The sequence below is a fragment of the Vallitaleaceae bacterium 9-2 genome (assembly GCA_038396585.1).
Taxonomy (GTDB): domain Bacteria; phylum Bacillota; class Clostridia; order Lachnospirales; family Vallitaleaceae; genus UBA1351.
This window is the reverse complement of sequence record CP121691.1, coordinates 474,488-494,663: the sequence shown is the minus strand read 5'-3', so window position 1 is coordinate 494,663 and position 20,176 is coordinate 474,488. Positions and strand designations below refer to the sequence as shown.

Below are 20,176 nucleotides of genomic sequence, written 5' to 3'. Positions count from 1 at the left end.
AAGATGCGACGTTTCGCAACATTTTTATCGAACAACTTCTGTATTGTCAAAGAAGCATAAATATTGGGGAGATGGTTTGTTATTATTCATTAAAAAGTACTGCGTCATGAATGATAATCTCATATTCGCCTACATACGCTTCTGAAAGGTTAAGTACTTTTGTAAAATATTCCAACGGTATGTAACTTCGGTCATTGACAATCACCGGAGCTGCTGCTAATTCCATTGGCATCATCTTAGCAAAAGCATAGGCATTGACATCGATTTGAAACGAACTGACATTACCCACCAACACTTTTCGGGTTGCATTCTCCCACTGCACTTCATATCCAAGGGCCTCTGCAATGGCTCGAATAGGAACCATTATTGTTCCATCCGGATTCTCAAACGCCTGTGGTCCTTCAATAACCGCACCTTGGACAACAATGTCCATCTCCATAATCTCTTGCTCCCGATCAAGGACAACAATACGGGTTGGATTTGTCTGTGCAGGTATACTTTTTGTTGCCATATCATAGTATACGATTAACTGACGTCCAGAAAGCTTTTTCATAAAAGGTTCTTCATTTTCATCAACAATAACCGTCTCAGACACATCATTTAATTTGAGCATATGGTCATCACTGATAAGCTCTTCATTAAATCGGTCAATCTTTATCTGCTGTTCATCATTTTCTATACGAATAACTTTGGCTGGATATTGAGGTGGATAAATCATGATCATCGGTGCATCTGCCACATAATATCCTGTGACTTCTTGGCCTACCTCCAATTCTTGTCCGCCAATCATATACGTCCCTTCCGTGACAACTAAATTAGCAATTGCCTCCTCTGCATTTTTTACCAAAACTAATTGCATACTTTGGTCCGCTCCATGAAGATTGATTTCTTGTATAACTCCGGTAAACGTTCCAAAATATGCCTTCGCCATTTTCTCCTGCGCGGCACTAACAATACTGAATTGGCTTATGATAAGTGCTGTCATTAATACAACAGCTATTCTTTTTTTTCCAAACATTGTATCCTCTCCTTTATTTAAAATTATTTTCATACACTTTTTTTGCATCTTCAAAAAAAGTCGGTAAAAAGCGAATCATAATGGGGATGAATGTAGCTATAAAGATAATTGAACTGATAATCAACATTGGCGTTCTTTTTTTTCGAGCCATTAAAACGCCGACGATTGCCCCAAAAGAAACCATACAAAACTTAAGTAATACTAGGTCAGTCCAATCTGAGTCTTTCATGTAAGCATCTGCAGTGTCCGTAATTTGTTTAACTATTTCTTTGCATAACTCCATTTAAAAACCTCCTTTTTCCTATCCTTCATCTGTTTTTTTTAAGAGAATGCATCCTAAGCATCTCTTACTTTATATTATAACATATTCCTTTTTAAAAAAAATGCAAAAAAAATAACGTTTTTTGAAAAAAGGGGTTGCTTTTTTTTAATATATATATTATTATAATTACATAGTTTGTCATCATTTCTTGGCCCAAAGCCACTTATGACAAAACTATACCCTTATTAATTATTTATACTCCCCTCATCAAAAAGACCGTTTAATAAACGGTCTTTTTACTTTCCATTATTTTCTGTTCATCTTTTTTGTACGTCCGATACGTCACCCATAGCATAAATACGATAATCGGCATCAGTGCAATCGTCCATCCGACACCTGAAAAAACTCCATAGAAATAATTACGAAGCAAATTCCCTCCATCTAAAAATGATGTGATATTCCCACGAAAGTTTGGTATCTCAATCTGACTTTCCAAGGTAATCTGAGTAAAAAAACCGGATAAATGTGTCGCCAAATAAAGATGCCCAATAAGAATAGGAATAAAGCTTATGACTGAGCGAAAAATATTTCCACGCATAGCAATAACAATCAAGGCACCTGCCGGAATCAAGTTAACTAAGTCTCCCACCGGAATAAAACCTACCCCCGGCAAGATAATCGCCAAAATTAATGTTATGGGCATGACTAATATTCCCGTCGCAATGTTGGCTGGATGTCCTATAACAACGGCCAAATCCATGCCGATTCTAGCATCATGCATTGAAGGAAATTTTTTTAATAATTGTTTTTTTGTTGCTTCTGAAATCGGCATCAACCCTTCTCCAAGTATCGTTGCCATTCTTGGAAGTAAAAAAACAACGGCCATCACACTAATTCCCAGATTGGCGATCTCTTTAAACTCATAGTCTGCTGCAACCCCTAATCCCAGTCCAATCACAAGACCTATAAACATCGGATCGCCAAAAAAGCCAAATCGCTCTCGAATATGTTCCGGATTCCCATTAATGTTTTTGACCCTCGGTATTTTGTCAATAAGCCAATCCATACAAAGCGCATAAGGATAATAACACACACCTGACAATGTTGTTATCGCAATACCGGGAATCTTACTCATCATCTCCGTCCTTGGGGCACTCCAGTCACCCAGCTTAATGACTAAAATCATACTTACAATCGCCGCTGCTGCTGCCAACCATAAATTCCCGGTTGTAAAATGCACCATCTGTCCCAGGAAAATAAAGTGCCAAAAATTCCATATATCAATATTAATGGTGTTCGTCCATTTAAATACAAGCATTAGGGCATTGATAGCGATAAACAGTACGATAAGAATAGGTACCAGTCCAAAAGTCCATGAAGCGGCTGCTAATGGCGGCCACCCCACATCAAGTATCGCTTGTTGTTGTCCATTTTTTCTTGCAATAAGTTCAATAACCGGTCCCATTTTCATCACAAACGCATCAAACACCATAAAAATCCCAAAAAATCCGATTCCCAATGTTAAGCTATGCTTTAATGCATCAAAAAAAGGCATTTTAACAATCATGCAAATGCTAAACATAAGTATAGGTAGCAATACATATACTTCAAAGCTTAAAATGTAGTCAATCACATCCATTATATGTTTCATATATCCTCCTAATAGCCTCCTAAAAAACATCATGTTCCTGATTATACACCCTTAAGCTTGCTTGAAGTCAAGGGTTTCTTTTTTCTTTTTTTTATATTTGACTATCCTGATAAAAAGCATTAGAATGTATGTGGTTCATGGTAAATTACCAGAATACCTAGGCAATAAAAAGACAGGAGCTATTATGATACGTACACATACCCGTTATGATTTTCACACCCATTCAAAATATTCCGATGGTAGCGAAAGCCCCCAATCCCTCATTTGGCAAGCCAAACAGCAGGGACTAGATGTTCTTGCTTTAACAGACCACGATACCATCGACGGACTAAGAGAAGCACAAAAAGAAGCTACTTTGTTAGATATAGATTTTATCAATGGAATTGAGTTAAGCACGCGCTATGATCAGCATCGATTGATTCATATTTTAGGATTAGGTATCGATTTGGACCAATCCGATTTTATGACAAAATACAAAGTATTTAGAAGGCATCGCGAGCAAGCACTGTCTTATGTCGTCAGCGAACTTCAAAAAATGGGCATTGCCCTACGTATCGCTGATTTAGAGATATATCGAACGGGAAACTATCTTGATCGCCAAACCGTTGCAAAATGGCTTCATGCCAATAATTATGCCTCGTCTATTCCCCGTGCTTGGGTGCAAATCCTCGATGGGATTGCCTACATGCCTGAAGAAATCATTGACGTCCAAGGCGCTTTTGACATGATTCATGCCGGTCATGGGAAAGCTTTTATCGCTCATATTCATAAACCTATTGGTCTTAAGGGATTTAGCGACGACGACAAACTTTTTCGACTTGAAAAACTCAAGCAGCAAGGTTTGGATGGCATTGAAGCTTTTTATCCTACATATAGCGATGAAGACCGACGATTTATCCAACGCTGTGTTACTACGTTTAACCTCATGCAATCCGGCGGCTCGGACTTCCATGGTTCTAACCGCCCTGAGATTAGCTTGGGACAACTAAGCACCAAAACTACTTTGTAAGACACATCGACTGTAGATGTGCCATATGACTATAATTTTACGGAGGACATACTATGTCAAACACATCATTTTATTCAAAACTTAATAAAGATCAACGTTATATCTTGATTTGTTGTTTCTTTGTATTTGCTGTTAACGGTTTATATGCCATGATTTTAGGTTCTTTACTTCCTTTAATCAGTAGCGAATACAATTTAAATAATACCATTAGTGGCGGATTAATCTCTGCACACCAAGCCGGTAACCTCATTGCAGGTTTTATCGCCGGAATATTACCTGTCTATCTCGGACGTAAAAAAGCCATTATTTTCTTATGCAGCTTTGTTGTAATGGGATTTTTCATTATGATGATTACAGGCAATCCCGTTCTTTTGATTCTAGGCTTTTTATTTACAGGTTTAAGTCGCGGAAGTATTTCAAACTTCAATAATACCGTGGTTAATGAAGTCTCTAACAGTAGCCCTGCTGCTTTAAGTTTTTTACATAGTATCTTTGCTGTTGGTGCTCTTATTGCTCCGTTTTTAGTTATATTATCTACATCCATTGGAGGCAATGAAGGATGGCGTATTGCCACAGGTGTCATTATTGTTCTTGCACTCATCTCCATGCTTTTATTTTCTCGCATGAAAATTGATGATGAAGCGCGAAAAAAACAAAAAGCACTTTCCTATGTTTTCTTAAAGGATAAGTACTTTTGGGTTGGAACCGGAATTTTATTCTTCTACTTATGTGCCGAAGCTGCAATTACTGGCTGGTTGGTTAAGTATTTTGTTGATACCCAGATTATGACTACTCAATATGCTCAAATGCTTAACTCATTACTCTGGGTCGTTATCCTTGCAGGACGTTTGACAACGACTTTTATCGGCGATCGTATTTCGAAGGAACTTATTCTCGTCTCTACAAGTGTTGGAACCGTTATTTTTTATACCTTGCTTTTATCCACCCAAAATCTTGGTCTAATTACTGTAGCTATTATGGGTCTAGGATTTTCAATGGCAGGTATCTACCCAACAACTGTGGCCACTGTCGGTAATACGATTAAAGCGTATCCTATGGCTATGGGTGTCTTGCTGATGTTAGGTGGGGTCGGCGCCATTGCCATGCCAATCATCACAGGCGCTCTTTCCGATCAATTTGGTATCTTAGCCGGTATGAGTGCAATCGTTGGTGCCATTGCCCTAATGATTCTTTTTGTTATTATCAACGTGATTCACAAAAGAAACTCTCTCCAAAGCGAAAGTTCCATTTGACCTTGATGATAGCCCATTTCATAACAATCGGCCAACCGTTTATGGTTGGTCTCTTTGTTTGATATGGGCATTGTATTTGGGTAGACCAAATACGCCTTGTTTTCCCGTTCTAATTGTTCCAACTCTTCTAACGTACGGTTATATTCAATGTGGCGGCTTAGCATCGCCTCAACCACCTTAGGATATTTGCGATAATAGGCTTTAATCAGCCCTTGAAATTTTATCGGTTTTTTTCGATATCCTCGTTCACGTGTCAGCACAACAAAAAATTTATCATATCCATCATGCTTAGCAATATCAAGGGGAATCCCCCCACTAATACCACCATCAACATACATTTGTCCGTTATAGATTGTCGGTGGCATAAAAAAGGGCATCGATGACGACGCACGAACAATTTTAAGAACATCCAACATTTCTTTCATATCATCCTTACTAAAATATTCCATATGCCCTTGTGCACAGTTAAATGCTCCAATTCTTAATTTCGCCGTATTTTTCCTAAATGTCTCATAATCAAAAGGAAGTGCTGCATCTGGATACGGCGTCTGTTCATAGATGTATTCTGCACGAAAAAAGCCTTCCCCTTTAAAAAAATACTTCCATCCTCCAAACTTTGGATCTAAAACCGTATCCACAAAAGATTTTTTCGTCCGCTCAATGTCTCTTGATAAATAGTTGACTGTATGGCTTGATCCTGCCGATATTCCCGTCACATAATCAAAGTACAATCCGTTTTCTAATAATGTTGTTGCAAATCCCGCTGTATAACTTGCACGCATTCCACCACCTTCAAAAATGAGTGCTGTATTTTTTATATTATTCGTAACCATAGCTTCATTTTTCATCTAATTCCCTCACTTCCTGTGTCTATATTTTATCATAAATGACAAATAATTCTATTAATTTTATCAATTTTTAAAATTCTATAAAGACCCTATTAACACCTGATAAAAACATCGTTAAATATACATATAAAAGCCTCTTTTCCTAGAAAACTGTGGTAGAATGACGTAAGGAGATGATGACTATGCAAATTAATAAACCAAAAAATAATCCAAAAATTTTATACATTGTTATTATGATTTCAACATTCTTTTTTCTAAACATTTTTGTAATGCCAGCTCTATTAAACGCACAGTTTGAAGAAGTTGATTACGGAACGTTTTTAAACACCCTCGAATCCGGACAAATCGATATGGTTCAGGTAGAAAAAAACTATGTCTACTATTCACTATCCGATTCTGAGAACCTTGCGTATAAAACGGTTCGATTTGAAGACCCAAATCTTGTCGAGCGTTTACACCAAGCCAATATTGAATTTGGAAAAGTCGTTGAAAAAGAGATTTCCCCACTTATGGGATTCCTCTTATCATGGATTTTACCATTTGCCCTTCTCTTTTTTATCTATCGCTATATCGGTAAAAAGCTGATGAAAGGCATGGGGCAGTCCATGGGTAATCCAATGCAATTTGGAAAAAGTAATGCCAAGATTTATCAAGACTCCGATAATCGCGTACGATTTGAAGATGTCGCAGGCGAAGATGAAGCTAAAGATTCATTAACAGAAATCGTTGATTACTTGAATAACCCTGAAAAATATACCACAATCGGAGCCAACATGCCAAAAGGAGCACTCCTTGTCGGACCTCCCGGAACCGGAAAGACCTTGTTAGCTAAAGCCGTTGCCGGGGAAGCTGGCGTTCCCTTCTTTTCCATATCCGGCTCAGAATTCGTTGAAATGTTTGTCGGTGTTGGTGCTTCAAAGGTACGTGACCTCTTTAAGCAAGCCAATGAAAAGGCGCCTTGTATTGTGTTTATCGATGAGATTGATACCATCGGTAAAAAGCGTGACAGCAACGGAATCTCAGGTAATGACGAACGTGAACAAACACTTAACCAACTTCTTGCTGAGATGGATGGCTTTGATTCTTCTAAAGGTGTTGTTATCCTTGCTGCAACCAACCGTCCTGAAACATTAGACCCTGCACTTCTTCGTCCCGGACGCTTTGACCGAAGAGTCCCTGTTGAATTACCGGACCTTAAAGGACGTGAGTCCATCCTACGTGTTCATGGTAAGAAAGTTAAACTAGGTGACGATGTAGACTTTACAAAACTTGCAAGATTATCGCCAGGTGCATCCGGTGCCGAGCTTGCCAACATCATCAATGAAGGGGCTATTCGTGCAGTTCAGCATGATCGACAATTTGTGACTCAAGCCGATTTGGAAGAGAGTATTGAAATCGTTATCGCCGGACATCAAAAGAAGAATAAGATTCTTTCTTCAAAAGAAAAACTTATTGTTGCTTACCATGAAGTTGGACATGCACTTGTTGCTGCATTACAAACTCAAACTGCTCCTGTAACCAAGATTACGATTATCCCTCGTACATCCGGTGCTCTCGGTTACACCATGCAAGCAGATGAAGAAGATAAAAACTTGATGTCCAAAGAAGAAATAGAAAACAAAATCGCTACATATACAGGTGGTCGTGTCGCTGAAAAGCTTATCTTTAATTCCATTACCACCGGTGCATCAAATGATATTGAACAAGCAACCAAGCTTGCTAGGAACATGATTACACGCTTTGGTATGGATGATGAATTCGGTATGGTTGCCTTTGAAACCGTATCCAATCAATACTTGGGCGGAGATTCTTCCCTAGCCTGCTCCCCAACCACTTCCGCAAAAATTGATAGCATGATTATCAATGTGGTTCAAACACAATACAACAAAGCGGAACAACTTCTTAAAGATAATTTAGACAAGTTACATGAATTGTCAAAATATCTCTATGAAAAAGAAACCATCACCGGAGAAGAATTCATGGAAATTCTCAACGCTCAACCCGATGTTGCATAAACAAAAAAGCCTGCCTCAGACATTGAGACAGGCTTTTTTACATAAACTTGACATCCACATCATCCAGTATTTATATTGTGGATGTATACTCTATATAAGATAGGAGGTGAAAAAAATGCGACCACTAAACATATGTATTGATATTGACGGAACTATAACCGATCCATATTATTGGCTTAAGCCATGCAATGAATTTTTTAAAAAAGATGTAGGTATTCACAACGTAACGGACTATGCAATATACAAAGTTATGGGTATCGAAAAAAAAGACTACGAGGATTTTTATGCTAAGTATAAATTCCGTTTACATGCAAACCCAACCTTACGCGAAGATGCCAAAACAGTCATTAATACTCTAAATCATATGCACCGTATTCACTTTGTAACTGCTAGAGAACAAGAACTTGAAGCATTGTCCTATATGTATCTTCGACGCCACAAAATTTCTTATAACAGCCTACATGTCATCGGCTCTCCCAACAAAGTCCATCATGCAAAGTTACTGGACTGCGATATATTTATTGAAGACAGTCTATCTAATGCTATAGAACTTGCAAATGGCGGATTTAACGTACTCTTACTTGATACACACTATAATCAAAATATTCCTTCACATTATGAATCGTTGATTACCCGTGTCTACTCTTGGCCAGAAATCAACGCCTTGATTCAACATTTTGCCACCAATTCTCAAGCCATCTCTTAATACTCTTCTAAAAAGCTATGCTTTTTCCCATCTTTTCTATATCCCTGAATTGTATCCATATTCACATTATGTGTTGCATTAAAAATATTCATCTCTACATAGGGGTTATCTTTTTGAAGTTTTTGGATAAGCCGTTTCATTTCTGCGCGCTTTGAACCACCACCCTGGCCATCAAGAACACAATTTTCTGTAAAACGACACGCACATTGAATGAATTTTAAATCATTGAGTTTCATCCACTCTTTGATGGTATCTTCGCGAATCAAATACATCGGACGAATTAATTGCATCCCCTCAAAATTCAAGCTATGCAGCTTTGGCATCATGGTCTTGATTTCAGCACCGTAAAACATACTCATTACCGTCGTCTCAATCACATCATCAAAGTGATGACCAAGGGCGATCTTATTGCATCCTAAGTCTTGAGCGTATTTGTAGAGATGTCCTCGACGCATTTTTGCACACATGTAGCATGGATTATCATCCATGTCCGCCACCGCTTCAAAAATCGTTGAATCATATATCTTTATGGGAATCTCAAGCATTGCCGCATTGTCTTCAATACGTTTACGATTAATGGCATTGTACCCCGGGTCCATGACAATATACTCTACATCAAAAGGAAAAATGGAATACTTATGAATCAACTGCATACATTTTGCAAGTAACATGGAATCCTTGCCTCCAGAAATACATACAGCAACTTTATCTCCCTCTTGAATCAGGTCATAAGTTTTTATTCCTTTCACAAACTTTGACCATATGGATTTTTTAAAGGTCTTATTAATACTTCGTTCAACTTCTCTTGCTCTATTCATCTTTTAACTTCCTCAATTCTATATCAAAGATTTTTTTAAAGGCTTCTATTTCCTCTTGTGTCGTTAAATGGCTTAAACTTATACGCAGTGTCGACCTGGCTCCTTTTTTGTCCTTCGTCAATGCATAGACTGAGCGTGATGGTGCATAAGGCGATGAGCATGCCGATTTGGTCGAGACAAAAATCCCATGCTCAGCTAAGCGGTTCTTTAATACTTCTGCTTTAACGCACGTTAACGTGATGTTCATAATATATGGGACACTCCTCTGCGTCGAATTAATCCGTATCCCCTCATAGGGTCCAAAAAATTCAAGCAGTTGCCCCTGCAGCTCTTTTACATAGGCATAGTGTTGTTCTTGTTTTTGTGCAAGCCCTTCCAGTGCTGTTGCCAAAGAATCAATAAGGCTTAGGGAAGGCGTCCCGCTTCGATAAGGTGATATGCTTAATCCCCCGTGATGAAGCGGTTCAATAATCACTGATTCCTTGAGCACCAGCGCAGCACTGCCATTAAATCCATAAAGTTTATGTCCTGAAAACGTATAACTATCCACATATTCTACGAAAACCGGTACTTTACCCACAGCCTGTGTTCCATCAATGTGAATAAAAGCATCTGAATGCTCGCGAACACATTTAGCAATTCCTCGAATGTCTTGATGGATACCTACTTCGCTATCGACTTCGCAAAGAGCGACAACAAGGGTATCTTCTCGAAGTAGGGATTGTAGATGTTCAAGGTCAAAGCGTCCATCTGCTTGAAGATTAACATAGTCAATCGTATATCCTTGTTTTTCAAGTTCTCCAATCGGACCCAACATCGAAGAATGCTCCAAAAAGCTTGTAATGATATGTTTTTTACGTGCACCATGCTCTCCTGCAATCCCTTTAATGGCTAAATTGTTGGATTCGGTTCCAGACGATGTAAAAATCAACTCGTTGGGCTTGATTTTCAATATGTCGGCAAGGCGATTTTTCGCCTCATCCAATCGCTGTTTTGCCTCTATAGCCAACGGATTATTTGCATTTGGATTCATGATAAACTGCCGTTCGCATTCGCCAAAGTTTTGAATAACCGCTTCACATGCAGGTGTATTTGCAGCATAATCTAAATATATCATAACAATGAATTCCTTCTTTCTTTTTATTTTTTTCTCATACTATACTTTTATATCGTTCCCATGTATAATACAAATATCTCAGTAGAAATGGAGCTTATGATGAAAGCAAAACTTGATTTTACCCCTGAATATAAACGTCGAATATGGATGACAATCCTTGGTGTATTGATTTGCGGTTTTTCTGTTGGCATGTTCAACTATTCTACCTTTGGTATGGATCCCTTCCAAGTCTTTGCACATGGAATCTCTTATCATATCCCTATCGGATTCGGTCATTTTTATACTTTACTTAATCTACTTATGCTTATCTTCATTTTTTTTATTGACCGATCAAAAATTGGCCTTGGAACGATAATTAATATCTTTCTTCTTGGGTATATTGTCCAGTTTTCTTCCTGGATGTTTACAATGCTCTTGCCCGTCCCTACACTTTTTAATCGAAGCCTTCTTCTAATCCTTGGTTTAGTCATATTGTGCTTCGGGTCTGCCCTTTACTTTACTGCAGATATGGGTGTCTCGACCTATGATGCTGTTGCGCTGATTATGTCTGAGAAAAAAATTGCAAAATTTCAGTACTGTCGTATATCAACAGATCTTTTGTGTACATTAATAGGCTTTATTTTTGGCGCTACTGTCGGTATCGGAACCGTCATTACCGCATTTTTTATGGGACCGGTAATTGCCATCTTTAACATAAAAATTGCCATACCTTTAAGATATGGCAAACATGCACATATTGAATAATATGTCTATTATAACGCTATCTTTCCAAAAGCTCAACTATAAGTCTTTATTGGGCTTTTTTTTCTTTGCTTTAATTAAAAGTCGCGCCGTTACATGGGTAACTACTGCAGCTGGAACTATAAAGCGTGCCAAACCATGAATAACCTGTAAGCCTCCATACATATCCGCGGATGTGTACCAACCGTAATTCATGATTATTCCACTCACAATACTAAAGGCGTAATAGATAAGAATCACTTGTGTGGATATTTTAGCTACCTTTACAAGTGGTTTCCCTTTAATATTAAAGTTACTTTTTATCATCTGACGTATAAGGCGTTTGTTTTTTGAAAAAAGGTAAACACCTAGCGGTACGATGACTGTTGACAGTCCCAACCATGGATGTAGAGTATAAAAAACGATGTGCGTAGCACGTAGCCATCCCACAATGAACGTCGCTATATACAGCGTAATAAAGCTAAAGTGCCATTTTAAGAAATCATTGCGCAATACTCTACTCATTGCTTTCACCTCAATCTACTCGGTTACAATCCGTCCAACTTTAGGTACACGTTCGAGGTTTTTGACCCCATGGGGTGATTCATTTTTAATGGCATCGGTCAAATCACGCCCTGCTTGGAACCCGTTATGCGCTCCTTCTTTCCAAAAATCAGAATCTGACACATCATATATCATACCATCAACCGCCACATATGCTGGATTACCATTGGTTCCATCATACATTGCCAATTCCTCAATAGTTAATGTGATTTCATCCATTGAAGTATCCTCTGGTTGTCCGTTATCATTTGAGGGTGCACATGCTGAAAAGATAAAACTTATTACAAATAACGCTAAAATCCATTGATTTGTCCTTTTCATATCTTACCTCCTAATTATAGTGCCTGGAGTAAATTTATATACATAGACATTATAACATAATTGATATTCATTATCAATTATGTATTGTTATGTTTTTTACGGTATATGCTTGGCGAAATGCCTTTATACTGTTTAAAAACCCGTCCAAAGTGCGTTTGACTTTCAAATCCAACCTTTTGAGCAATCCCGGATATCGAATTTTGTTCCTGGGTCAACAGACGTTCTGCTTCAAGAATACGGACTTGATTAATATACTCCTTAAGGTTAAATCCTGTTGTTTTTTTAAAATTTCGGCTTAAGTAATAAGGACTAAAAAAGAATTTTTTTGCCAAAAGCTCTAACGATAACGTATCACCATAATGTTCATTAATATATTGCACGACTTGACTTATACGGTTAAACATCGGATCATTAACTTCTAGCATAGGCTCGCCTACGCTATCAACTCCATTAGAGACTTCACGAATATATATAAGCACTTCCATAATTTTTAACATAATCCGTTGAATATTTTCTTCCGGACTGTCGTGATACCAATGATAAATCGCAAACATCATCTCACGTAATTCACTTTGTTGGCGAATGTCAAGTGTAATCACCGGCCGCTTGCTGTCAAATCCTTGAAACCAATCAAACCGACCAAATCCCGAGGCAAACCGCTTCAGTTCCTCTTCTTGAATATTAATCAATAAGCGTTCATGCTCCGGGCGTCCCGTAGAAATCGTTCGATGAATAACCGATGGTTCAATCAAAACTAGCATCCCTTTTTTTACATGATAGGTTGTGTTGTGAATAAAATAATAACGTTCACCTTCCAACAGGTAATATATTTCATAGCTATTATGAACATGCGGTAGCGGCATACTTTTGGTCATATGCCCTCTTTTTGTATATTCAACGAGCATCGGCCGCTGATTTTCTATAAAATCATAACGTTGCATCATATACCCTTCCTTTTCGCAAAAAATGTAGAATAAAGTCGTATTTTAGCAATTAATGTTGTTGTTTTCAACATAATTTAATTATACTATAGTATCATATAAAACAAAAGAATGGATTACTTTTTACAAGGAGGATTTTTATGATTCGTACAGACAACACTGTCTCTGATCTTCAAATAGCATATATCGGCGGTGGCTCTAAAGGATGGGCTTGGGGTCTTATGAGCGACCTTGCTACTGATAAGCAATTAAGCGGACATATCCGTTTATATGATATTGATCACAACGCAGCAAAAGCAAATGAAACCATCGGTAACCAATTAACAGCGTCTGACCCTACATTGGCAAAATGGAAGTATTCCATGGCTACAAGCCTTCAAGAAGCACTTACTGGTGCAGATTTTGTCATTATCTCTATTTTGCCGGGTACTTTTGATCACATGGAAATCGATGTGCATCATCCCGAAAAATACGGCATCTATCAATCTGTTGGCGACACCGCCGGTCCGGGAGGCTTAATGCGTGCGCTAAGAACAATCCCTATGTTCGAAACCATCGCAAATGCCATAAAAGATTATTCTCCTAATGCTTGGGTTTTAAACTATACGAATCCGATGACCATCTGTACACGTACTTTGTATCGGGTCTTCCCACAAATTAAAGCTTTTGGGAATTGCCACGAAGTCTTTGGCACTCAAAAACTTTTGGTTGAAGCACTTGCTGATATCAAGGGAATCACCGATGTAGCTCGTGAAGACATCAAAGTATCTGTTACCGGTATCAATCACTTTACTTGGCTGACCTCTGCTTCATACAAGGACATTGATCTCTTTCCTGTCTATCGAGACTTTGTAACCAAATACTATGAAAGCGGATATGAAGGCAAAAAAACCGGCAATTGGCTCAATGACTTTTTCTCAAGCGCACAGCGCATCAAGTTCGACTTGTTTTTACGTTATGGTTCCATCGCTGCTGCAGGTGATCGTCATCTTGCCGAATTTTGTCCAAATAAATGGTATCTTAAAGATCCTGAAACCATCCAATCATGGAAGTTTAGTTTAACACCTGTATCTTGGCGAAAAGAAAATGAACAAGATCGTATTCAGCAATCTAACGATTTGGTTGCAGGAAAGAAACCTTTTGAAATTAAAGAAACCGGCGAAGAAGGTGTTCTTCAAATGAAAGCTTTACTCGGATTAAAGGATTTAGCTACAAATGTTAACCTTCCAAATCAAGGGCAAGTACCTTATCTTCCAACAGATGTAGTTGTTGAGAGTAATGCGATGCTTCGCTACAATAGCATCTGCCCAATCAATGGCGGACAACCTAATCCGGCTGTAACTTCTATGATATCAACCCATTCATCTAACCAAGAAATGATTGTCGAAGCTGGTTTAACCCGAAATCGAGAACTGGCTTTCCAAGCATTTTTAAATGACCCACTGGTGAACTTATCTTTAGATGATGCTAAAGCCTGCTTTGACTATATGTATGATCGTGTGGCTTCGATTGACTAATATCGTGATACCCCTATAAATTTTATATAAAAACGGCTGTTGCCATCGCATATATGCGATGGCAACAGCTATTTTTTACCTTCTAAGCGATGGCTTTATTTTTCTTCTTCTGGTTTTTGCTCTGTGTTACTCTCATCTATTTTGGGGGACTCTGTTTTTTCTAGACAAGCCGTTAAAAAGCTTAATGCCAATCCTTGTCCCCACCCTTGTATCCAGTCTTTTGTAATGGATTGATATCCTTCGCTGTCTCGCATAACTGCTGTTCCACCAGATACATTAATCACTCTGCCATCTTCTGTAATACTTTCTAGAATTCCTTTTAAGGCTTTGTTCACATACTTGATGTGTAAAGGGTTTCCATTATCAAGCATAGCGGCTGCAATACCACATGATGCAGATATTTCCTCATATGAAGAAGGATCATTAATGATGGTGCGCCATAACCCATTCTCTGTTTGATATAATTTTAATGCAGCCAGTTGATCACGAACTGCGCATTGGACATCCATACACTTTGGATATAGATACCACTCCGGAAGACGTTTAAGTACTTGTGACATAGTATATGCCGCCCATGCATTTGCTCGTCCCCAGTAAAAACCGGACATGTGATCTTGATGGATGTTGTTATACCCGTGATACCATAGCCCGTCCACATCATCCATCAAATATTTAATATGCCAATAGTATTGATTAAGTGCATCTTCAATCAAGGCTTGATCCTTTCGCATAATACCAACCCTCAACAAGAAAAATCCTGCCATAAACAGGGTATCTGCCCACGCCTGTTCAGGAAAATCATTGTTGGCCGATACAGTATGTTGAAGCACTTGATCTCCAAAGCGCAGCGCATCATGGGTAAGATAATCCACTTTACTTTGAATAATCTCCATATACCGCTCATCGCCCGTCGCCTCATATAAGGTAATGAGCGCATGTCCCATTGCACATGTATTCACTGTCCACACAGGTGTTCCAAGTTCGATATATTCATCAAACCAAGCTTTTAATCGATCAATATAGGATTGTTTTTTTGTAATCTCATACGCTCTTGCAACGCCATAAAAAGCAACACCACAAGGCCAGTCCCATTCCATATCCATCTGAAACGTCTTATCGACAATGGCATCAATTTTTTGTAATATTTGTTCTCTTTCCACATATAGTTTCATTATTATTCTCCTTCATTTAATCAAGTTTTCGAATTAAGGTATCAAAGGCTTCTAGCTCAAATCGTTCCACACCATCAGCCGTTTGAATCATCGTTGTCTGATGCTGGTCACTATTATTGATAGCCACTAAAATACGACTGTCTGGATAATACGCACATTCTGTATATAAATTATCCGTCATATATTTTGTATCTTCCCAACTGTCACCGGCATAGCGAATACTATTAAATAACATTCGTGTGTTTTCCATACTCAGTCTAAACGATGGCATATAGATTCCAATCCCTTGCCCAAAGCGGTTTACTGTATATTGCAGTTTGTCTCCTTCTGCTTTAAGGACTTTTGCCTGTCCATCGGATAAATAAATGTTATCTTTGGTTTGAATGGTTGCTCCTTCTGGAATGAGTCCTTGAACGGGTTCTATCTCAAAAGACCACTTCCCATGGCTCACATAATCTCCAAGGTCTTGATAGACTCCCAGGACATGTCCCATACGAAATACTTGATCATAACCTTGAACTGCCGAGGGTTCATTGACTCCAATAAACGCTCCGCCTTCATAGACCCACTGCGTGAGGATTTCTACAATGGTATCATCTTCCCAGTGTTTTCCACCACTCCATGCTGACCCTGCGTAACCCGCATTGATGACAACATCTACCGTCTTAAGTGCACCTTGTTTTATATCTTCAAAATCAATAAACTTAACATCGATTGCCAGACCGGATAAGGCCTCATTAATGTGAATCAGGTCATGGGTATCCGTCTCATGAAAATGTCCTGAAAGAGTCCAAGACCGCTCTTTTCCCCAGCTATGAAGTATTGCCACTTTGGGTTTGATAGCATAAGGCTTTCCTGCATGATGCAGCTTTTTAATCTCACGAAATTCATCGGCAATTTTTTCAATGTAATCGCAAAAATCCGGATAGGGTTCTACCAAATGCAAATAACCTCCAAGACCCATGCGATCGATTTTTTCCCGCAATAGCGCTCGACGAATACTAATCCAATAATTTTTCGCATCCAGTGTTGGGTCTCCACCCTCCATAAATGTGGGCTTACCTCCAAGACCTACGGGGAACAGATATGGATGCAGGCGAATCTCATGTGTCTTAACATCTACTCCTGAACACAGACGCGCTTCATAGCCCGAAAAGACACACTTAATCATCCCATCAAAACCAAACTCTTTAAATCGAGCATTATAGGGTTCTGTTCCAACCCAGCTATCATCATAAAACATATAGGCTAATTTATCATAGCCATGTACAATATCTATCAGTTTTTTTCCAAACTCAATGACAAAGTCATTGATAAAGGCAATCCAATCTTTTTTACGTTGGGTGCTTGGCATATGGCTGACATGAAGCTTTCCTCCATTAATAAAATCTTCTGCACACATGGCATAACCATATTTTTCTTCAAAAAGTTCCAAGGCTTTGACACTCACTGTAAAATCATAAGATCCCCAATCAGTAAAACGATGACGATTCTTAAGATCCTTTCCCCATATCCATACAAAATTATAGAACATCGATGTAAAGCGTACCACTGTGGTCTCTGGATGCTCTTCGCACCAAGTTTGCATCCAATCAAGCAGATACTCTTGGGTCTTTGGATATATGGGATCGATCTGCATTAAGTGTTCTTGCTCCCAGTTATTGGTGGTATGGTTATACATGGAGATCTCTTCCCATATACGATATGCCATAAAACTAACGGTATAGCGATGCCACATTGTTATATCTTTTATCTGTACTTCACCACTTTTTTTGTCATAACTCCACTGCTCTCGCTTAATTTCTTGATTGGTCGTTCGATCATATACCTGCCAATACTTCATCGCTTCTATCGAATCATTAATGCGAAACTGTTCATCAAAGTATACATCCATCAAAGGGATACGCACATAATCTTTGGTAGCAACAACCGGATCGCTCATTAAAAAGCACTGTTGAAGTTTATCTTGGTTTTCTTTTGCCCAGGCATTATGATTACGTATAATACATATTGTTGAGTAGATACCATGCCCTGCTTGAATAATCTCATCTGAAAGTTTGGTTCCGTCACTATCACGTATAACATCTGCACCCCATTTATTTGCAAGCTCCAATGTTAATTTTTCATATCCTGCTTCTCCCGGAAGGGTAAAGCTTCCTGATTCCTTGTTTACCATGTAAATCCTCCTCTTGCTTTCATAAATTGATATAATGTCCCATTATCGATGTGGCGTTCATGTACAAGTAACAACATAATGTTACGATCTTGCTCCGAGTACATAAACTCTCTTTTCCACTTGTAAAAGTGGGGGCCATCGCCTAGGTTTCGAACATATCCCATTAGTTCTTTAAGTATCCATGCGGTTTGACGTATATCCGTCAAGCAATCATTGGCATAAAATCCAATCCACTTATCATGTTCGCAATCGGTCATCGCTTCATACGCCTGACCATAAAACTCTGCGGCACGTCCAAGAAAATAAAAGGCTTCTTGATATGCTTTCTGACTGTATTTTTCATAAGCAATGCAAAACGCATAAGCTCCTTGAAAACATTTTGCATAGATGCGTCCATGAAGCATAAGACTATCTTCAAATAATTGCTTCGCACTTTCTTCTAGATCCAGTCGATAATATTCACAGCGGCGTTCAAATGCCGTATAATTATCCACACCTTTTTTTGCAATTTGTTTATAAAAAGCTATCTGTTCTTCCAGAGTTTGGGCCTTAGATGCCCACAAAAACTCCCTTGCCGCTTGGTCGGTACCTGACCACCACTGCGATGCCAAAATCCGAGTATTGTGATTGATGTATTGTTCTCCGATATGCTCATCGGTATGCTCTCCAAAAAAAACTGCCGCATCCCCGTACGCCTTAAGACTATCTGCAATAGTCTTTGCCGCTGCTTTTCCATAATATGTGTTTGCATAGGCCATTCGGTGCTGATGCACATCGATATCGCCCTCTCTCCACATACGAGCAATAAAGTCTAAGTAGTAGATGTGCGGTTTAATATTCGATGCGTTAATCATCCAATAGCTATTCCCATCATTGGCTAAGACATTTTTTAATTCTTCTTGATAAAAGGTTGGCGCATTGGTTGCCATGGTAATATGATTGGCCGCTTGAAGGTCATAAAAGGATACATGGTAGTAGATGCCTTGGCGCCCCAAACCTTTTTTAGGTTCAGCATTAACACGTGGATTGTGTAGCCCTTGGCGCCTAGAAACCATCTTGCCATATCCATTATCCGCCCATATTTTTATTATCTCTTGGGCAAGATCAATCCATCCCTCTCGATATAGCTCCATCGTCTCACCATATAAATTCACACAACAGATTGCATCCGGTTGTTCGGCTTTGACAAGTTCATATTGTTCTTGGATTAAGCGACTTATCAATTCACCTCGATCTTTATCATTGGCATATTTAGGGTCATTTGCCCAAAAAGGACAATCACCTTGCCCTCGAAATCCTAAATTCCAAATCACCTTCATATTTTTTTGTGATGCAATTGCTTCTCTCCAAAGTTTACGAAATAGCTCCGGGTGTTCATCAAATGATGGATTAAGCTCTGGATAAACCCGTGAAAACATCTCGCCTCCCAAAGGTTCTGCGTGATGTTGGGAAATCCAAAGCCCCATGTCAGATGCTAGACATCTATACTTTATCGATGTCTTATCGGTCCCTGGAATTGTCATATTTCCACCACAGCGAAGGAGTGCCTCAAAAACCATCTCCCAAGGATAGTCATTACATCCATTCACCTTCCACGTGTCTAATAGAACTTCATCATTAATAAACCAACCCCGATAAGCTACATTGTACCTTGGGTTCGTATAGGTCATTATTGGAATATCTACGGATGTCTTTTTATGAAATTGTTGATCGTTCCAAAACCAAAAAGGGGTAATCTGAAGAAACTGTTCACTCAGAAAGAGTAAGGCATAAGTAAATCCTAGTGAATCCCTTGCTTTAATATGCATCGTCTTCTCATTAGGAAACTCAATACAATATCCTTCTTGCGAAATTGCAGCTTCATGAATAAGACGAATGGTCGATGTTGTACCATCCGTCTTTGAAAGAATAAATTGCATGTCGCGATACATACGCTTAACACTTCGCAAAATAACCGCATCATCACTATCACTTACTAGACGCGTATTGCTTGTTAATATAAACACTGACTTTTTCATAACCCATTCCTTTTTCATTGAATAAATAAACGTACATTGACGTGCTTCTT

General features: G+C 38.8%; 18 protein-coding genes. 6 read left to right on the top strand and 12 right to left on the bottom strand.

Annotated features, from left to right (window positions below; all coding sequences use genetic code 11):
* Positions 1-82: 82 nt before the first annotated feature.
* The 3 genes from QBE53_02380 to QBE53_02370 form a co-directional block, all read right to left on the bottom strand.
* A complete protein-coding gene (locus QBE53_02380) occupies positions 83-1,018 on the bottom strand; it encodes a stalk domain-containing protein (GenBank protein WZL81971.1) in 936 nt (311 codons plus the stop codon).
* A gap of 13 nt (positions 1,019-1,031) precedes the next feature.
* Positions 1,032-1,301, bottom strand: a complete 270-nt coding sequence (locus QBE53_02375) for a hypothetical protein (GenBank protein WZL81970.1) — start codon at positions 1,299-1,301, stop codon at positions 1,032-1,034.
* 259 nt (positions 1,302-1,560) lie between these two features.
* Positions 1,561-2,931: a PTS transporter subunit IIC gene (locus tag QBE53_02370; GenBank protein ID WZL81969.1), complete on the bottom strand. Its 1,371-nt coding sequence runs from the start codon at positions 2,929-2,931 to the stop codon at positions 1,561-1,563.
* 184 nt (positions 2,932-3,115) lie between these two features.
* On the opposite strand from QBE53_02370, the gene QBE53_02365 reads away from it, so the two are divergent.
* A complete protein-coding gene (locus QBE53_02365) occupies positions 3,116-3,940 on the top strand; it encodes a PHP domain-containing protein (GenBank protein ID WZL81968.1) in 825 nt (274 codons plus the stop codon).
* A gap of 53 nt (positions 3,941-3,993) precedes the next feature.
* Entirely contained in the window at positions 3,994-5,193 is a 1,200-nt protein-coding gene (locus tag QBE53_02360) for an MFS transporter (protein ID WZL81967.1), read from the top strand.
* On the opposite strand, the gene QBE53_02355 is transcribed toward QBE53_02360, so the two are convergent.
* Positions 5,154-6,041 (bottom strand): patatin family protein, encoded by an 888-nt coding sequence (locus tag QBE53_02355; GenBank protein WZL81966.1) that lies wholly within the window; start codon positions 6,039-6,041, stop codon positions 5,154-5,156. The genes QBE53_02360 and QBE53_02355 overlap by 40 nt on opposite strands.
* 176 nt (positions 6,042-6,217) lie before the next feature.
* Between QBE53_02355 and ftsH the strand changes: the two genes are divergently transcribed.
* Entirely contained in the window at positions 6,218-8,056 is a 1,839-nt protein-coding gene (ftsH, locus tag QBE53_02350; protein WZL83253.1) for an ATP-dependent zinc metalloprotease FtsH, read from the top strand.
* Positions 8,057-8,171: 115 nt separating this feature from the next.
* The gene (locus QBE53_02345; GenBank protein ID WZL81965.1) at positions 8,172-8,762 is read left to right on the top strand and encodes a hypothetical protein; all 591 of its coding nucleotides are present in this window, start codon (positions 8,172-8,174) and stop codon (positions 8,760-8,762) included.
* On the opposite strand, the gene QBE53_02340 is transcribed toward QBE53_02345, so the two are convergent.
* Together QBE53_02340 and QBE53_02335 are read right to left on the bottom strand one after the other, a co-directional pair.
* The gene (locus tag QBE53_02340) at positions 8,759-9,580 is read right to left on the bottom strand and encodes an ATP-binding protein (GenBank protein ID WZL81964.1); all 822 of its coding nucleotides are present in this window, start codon (positions 9,578-9,580) and stop codon (positions 8,759-8,761) included. The two genes, QBE53_02345 and QBE53_02340, sit on opposite strands and share 4 nt — an antisense overlap.
* On the bottom strand, positions 9,573-10,697 hold the full coding sequence (locus tag QBE53_02335; protein WZL81963.1) for an aminotransferase class V-fold PLP-dependent enzyme: 1,125 nt from the start codon (positions 10,695-10,697) through the stop codon (positions 9,573-9,575). Before QBE53_02335 ends, QBE53_02340 begins: the two co-directional genes overlap by 8 nt.
* A gap of 96 nt (positions 10,698-10,793) precedes the next feature.
* On the opposite strand from QBE53_02335, the gene QBE53_02330 reads away from it, so the two are divergent.
* Entirely contained in the window at positions 10,794-11,441 is a 648-nt protein-coding gene (locus QBE53_02330) for a hypothetical protein (GenBank protein WZL81962.1), read from the top strand.
* Positions 11,442-11,477: 36 nt separating this feature from the next.
* Here QBE53_02330 and QBE53_02325 read toward each other — a convergent pair whose 3' ends face one another.
* From QBE53_02325 to QBE53_02315, 3 genes are all read right to left on the bottom strand, one after another.
* Entirely contained in the window at positions 11,478-11,942 is a 465-nt protein-coding gene (locus QBE53_02325) for a hypothetical protein (protein WZL81961.1), read from the bottom strand.
* Between the two features lie 15 nt (positions 11,943-11,957).
* Positions 11,958-12,302 (bottom strand): cytochrome b5 domain-containing protein, encoded by a 345-nt coding sequence (locus QBE53_02320; protein ID WZL81960.1) that lies wholly within the window; start codon positions 12,300-12,302, stop codon positions 11,958-11,960.
* Between the two features lie 77 nt (positions 12,303-12,379).
* Positions 12,380-13,246 carry an AraC family transcriptional regulator gene (locus tag QBE53_02315; protein WZL81959.1) on the bottom strand — a complete coding sequence of 289 codons (867 nt, stop codon included), beginning with the start codon at positions 13,244-13,246 and terminating at the stop codon, positions 12,380-12,382.
* Positions 13,247-13,383: 137 nt separating this feature from the next.
* On the opposite strand from QBE53_02315, the gene QBE53_02310 reads away from it, so the two are divergent.
* Complete coding sequence (locus tag QBE53_02310) at positions 13,384-14,760, top strand: alpha-glucosidase/alpha-galactosidase (GenBank protein ID WZL81958.1); 1,377 nt, start codon at positions 13,384-13,386, stop codon at positions 14,758-14,760.
* A 95-nt stretch (positions 14,761-14,855) separates the two neighbouring features.
* Here the strand turns inward: QBE53_02310 and QBE53_02305 are convergent, their stop codons facing one another.
* The 3 genes from QBE53_02305 to QBE53_02295 are packed head-to-tail and all read right to left on the bottom strand — an operon-like array spanning position 14,856 to position 20,126.
* On the bottom strand, positions 14,856-15,932 hold the full coding sequence (locus QBE53_02305) for a glycoside hydrolase family 88 protein (protein WZL81957.1): 1,077 nt from the start codon (positions 15,930-15,932) through the stop codon (positions 14,856-14,858).
* A 16-nt stretch (positions 15,933-15,948) separates the two neighbouring features.
* Positions 15,949-18,108, bottom strand: coding sequence for a 1,3-beta-galactosyl-N-acetylhexosamine phosphorylase (gene gnpA, locus QBE53_02300; GenBank protein ID WZL81956.1), 2,160 nt, complete (start codon positions 18,106-18,108; stop codon positions 15,949-15,951).
* Positions 18,102-20,126: a glycosyl hydrolase 115 family protein gene (locus QBE53_02295; GenBank protein ID WZL81955.1), complete on the bottom strand. Its 2,025-nt coding sequence runs from the start codon at positions 20,124-20,126 to the stop codon at positions 18,102-18,104. Before QBE53_02295 ends, gnpA begins: the two co-directional genes overlap by 7 nt.
* Positions 20,127-20,176: the final 50 nt, after the last annotated feature.

What these genes read in the sequence shown, in the direction of transcription:
- QBE53_02380 (WZL81971.1), bottom strand. Translation starts at nt 1,018, where the DNA reads ATGTTTGGAAAAAAAAGAATAGCTGTTGTATTAATGACAGCACTTATC.
- QBE53_02375 (WZL81970.1), bottom strand. Translation starts at nt 1,301, where the DNA reads ATGGAGTTATGCAAAGAAATAGTTAAACAAATTACGGACACTGCAGAT.
- QBE53_02370 (WZL81969.1), bottom strand. Translation starts at nt 2,931, where the DNA reads ATGAAACATATAATGGATGTGATTGACTACATTTTAAGCTTTGAAGTA.
- QBE53_02365 (WZL81968.1), top strand. Translation starts at nt 3,116, where the DNA reads ATGATACGTACACATACCCGTTATGATTTTCACACCCATTCAAAATAT.
- QBE53_02360 (WZL81967.1), top strand. Translation starts at nt 3,994, where the DNA reads ATGTCAAACACATCATTTTATTCAAAACTTAATAAAGATCAACGTTAT.
- QBE53_02355 (WZL81966.1), bottom strand. Translation starts at nt 6,041, where the DNA reads ATGAAAAATGAAGCTATGGTTACGAATAATATAAAAAATACAGCACTC.
- ftsH (WZL83253.1), top strand. Translation starts at nt 6,218, where the DNA reads ATGACTATGCAAATTAATAAACCAAAAAATAATCCAAAAATTTTATAC.
- QBE53_02345 (WZL81965.1), top strand. Translation starts at nt 8,172, where the DNA reads ATGCGACCACTAAACATATGTATTGATATTGACGGAACTATAACCGAT.
- QBE53_02340 (WZL81964.1), bottom strand. Translation starts at nt 9,580, where the DNA reads ATGAATAGAGCAAGAGAAGTTGAACGAAGTATTAATAAGACCTTTAAA.
- QBE53_02335 (WZL81963.1), bottom strand. Translation starts at nt 10,697, where the DNA reads ATGATATATTTAGATTATGCTGCAAATACACCTGCATGTGAAGCGGTT.
- QBE53_02330 (WZL81962.1), top strand. Translation starts at nt 10,794, where the DNA reads ATGATGAAAGCAAAACTTGATTTTACCCCTGAATATAAACGTCGAATA.
- QBE53_02325 (WZL81961.1), bottom strand. Translation starts at nt 11,942, where the DNA reads ATGAGTAGAGTATTGCGCAATGATTTCTTAAAATGGCACTTTAGCTTT.
- QBE53_02320 (WZL81960.1), bottom strand. Translation starts at nt 12,302, where the DNA reads ATGAAAAGGACAAATCAATGGATTTTAGCGTTATTTGTAATAAGTTTT.
- QBE53_02315 (WZL81959.1), bottom strand. Translation starts at nt 13,246, where the DNA reads ATGATGCAACGTTATGATTTTATAGAAAATCAGCGGCCGATGCTCGTT.
- QBE53_02310 (WZL81958.1), top strand. Translation starts at nt 13,384, where the DNA reads ATGATTCGTACAGACAACACTGTCTCTGATCTTCAAATAGCATATATC.
- QBE53_02305 (WZL81957.1), bottom strand. Translation starts at nt 15,932, where the DNA reads ATGAAACTATATGTGGAAAGAGAACAAATATTACAAAAAATTGATGCC.
- gnpA (WZL81956.1), bottom strand. Translation starts at nt 18,108, where the DNA reads ATGGTAAACAAGGAATCAGGAAGCTTTACCCTTCCGGGAGAAGCAGGA.
- QBE53_02295 (WZL81955.1), bottom strand. Translation starts at nt 20,126, where the DNA reads ATGAAAAAGTCAGTGTTTATATTAACAAGCAATACGCGTCTAGTAAGT.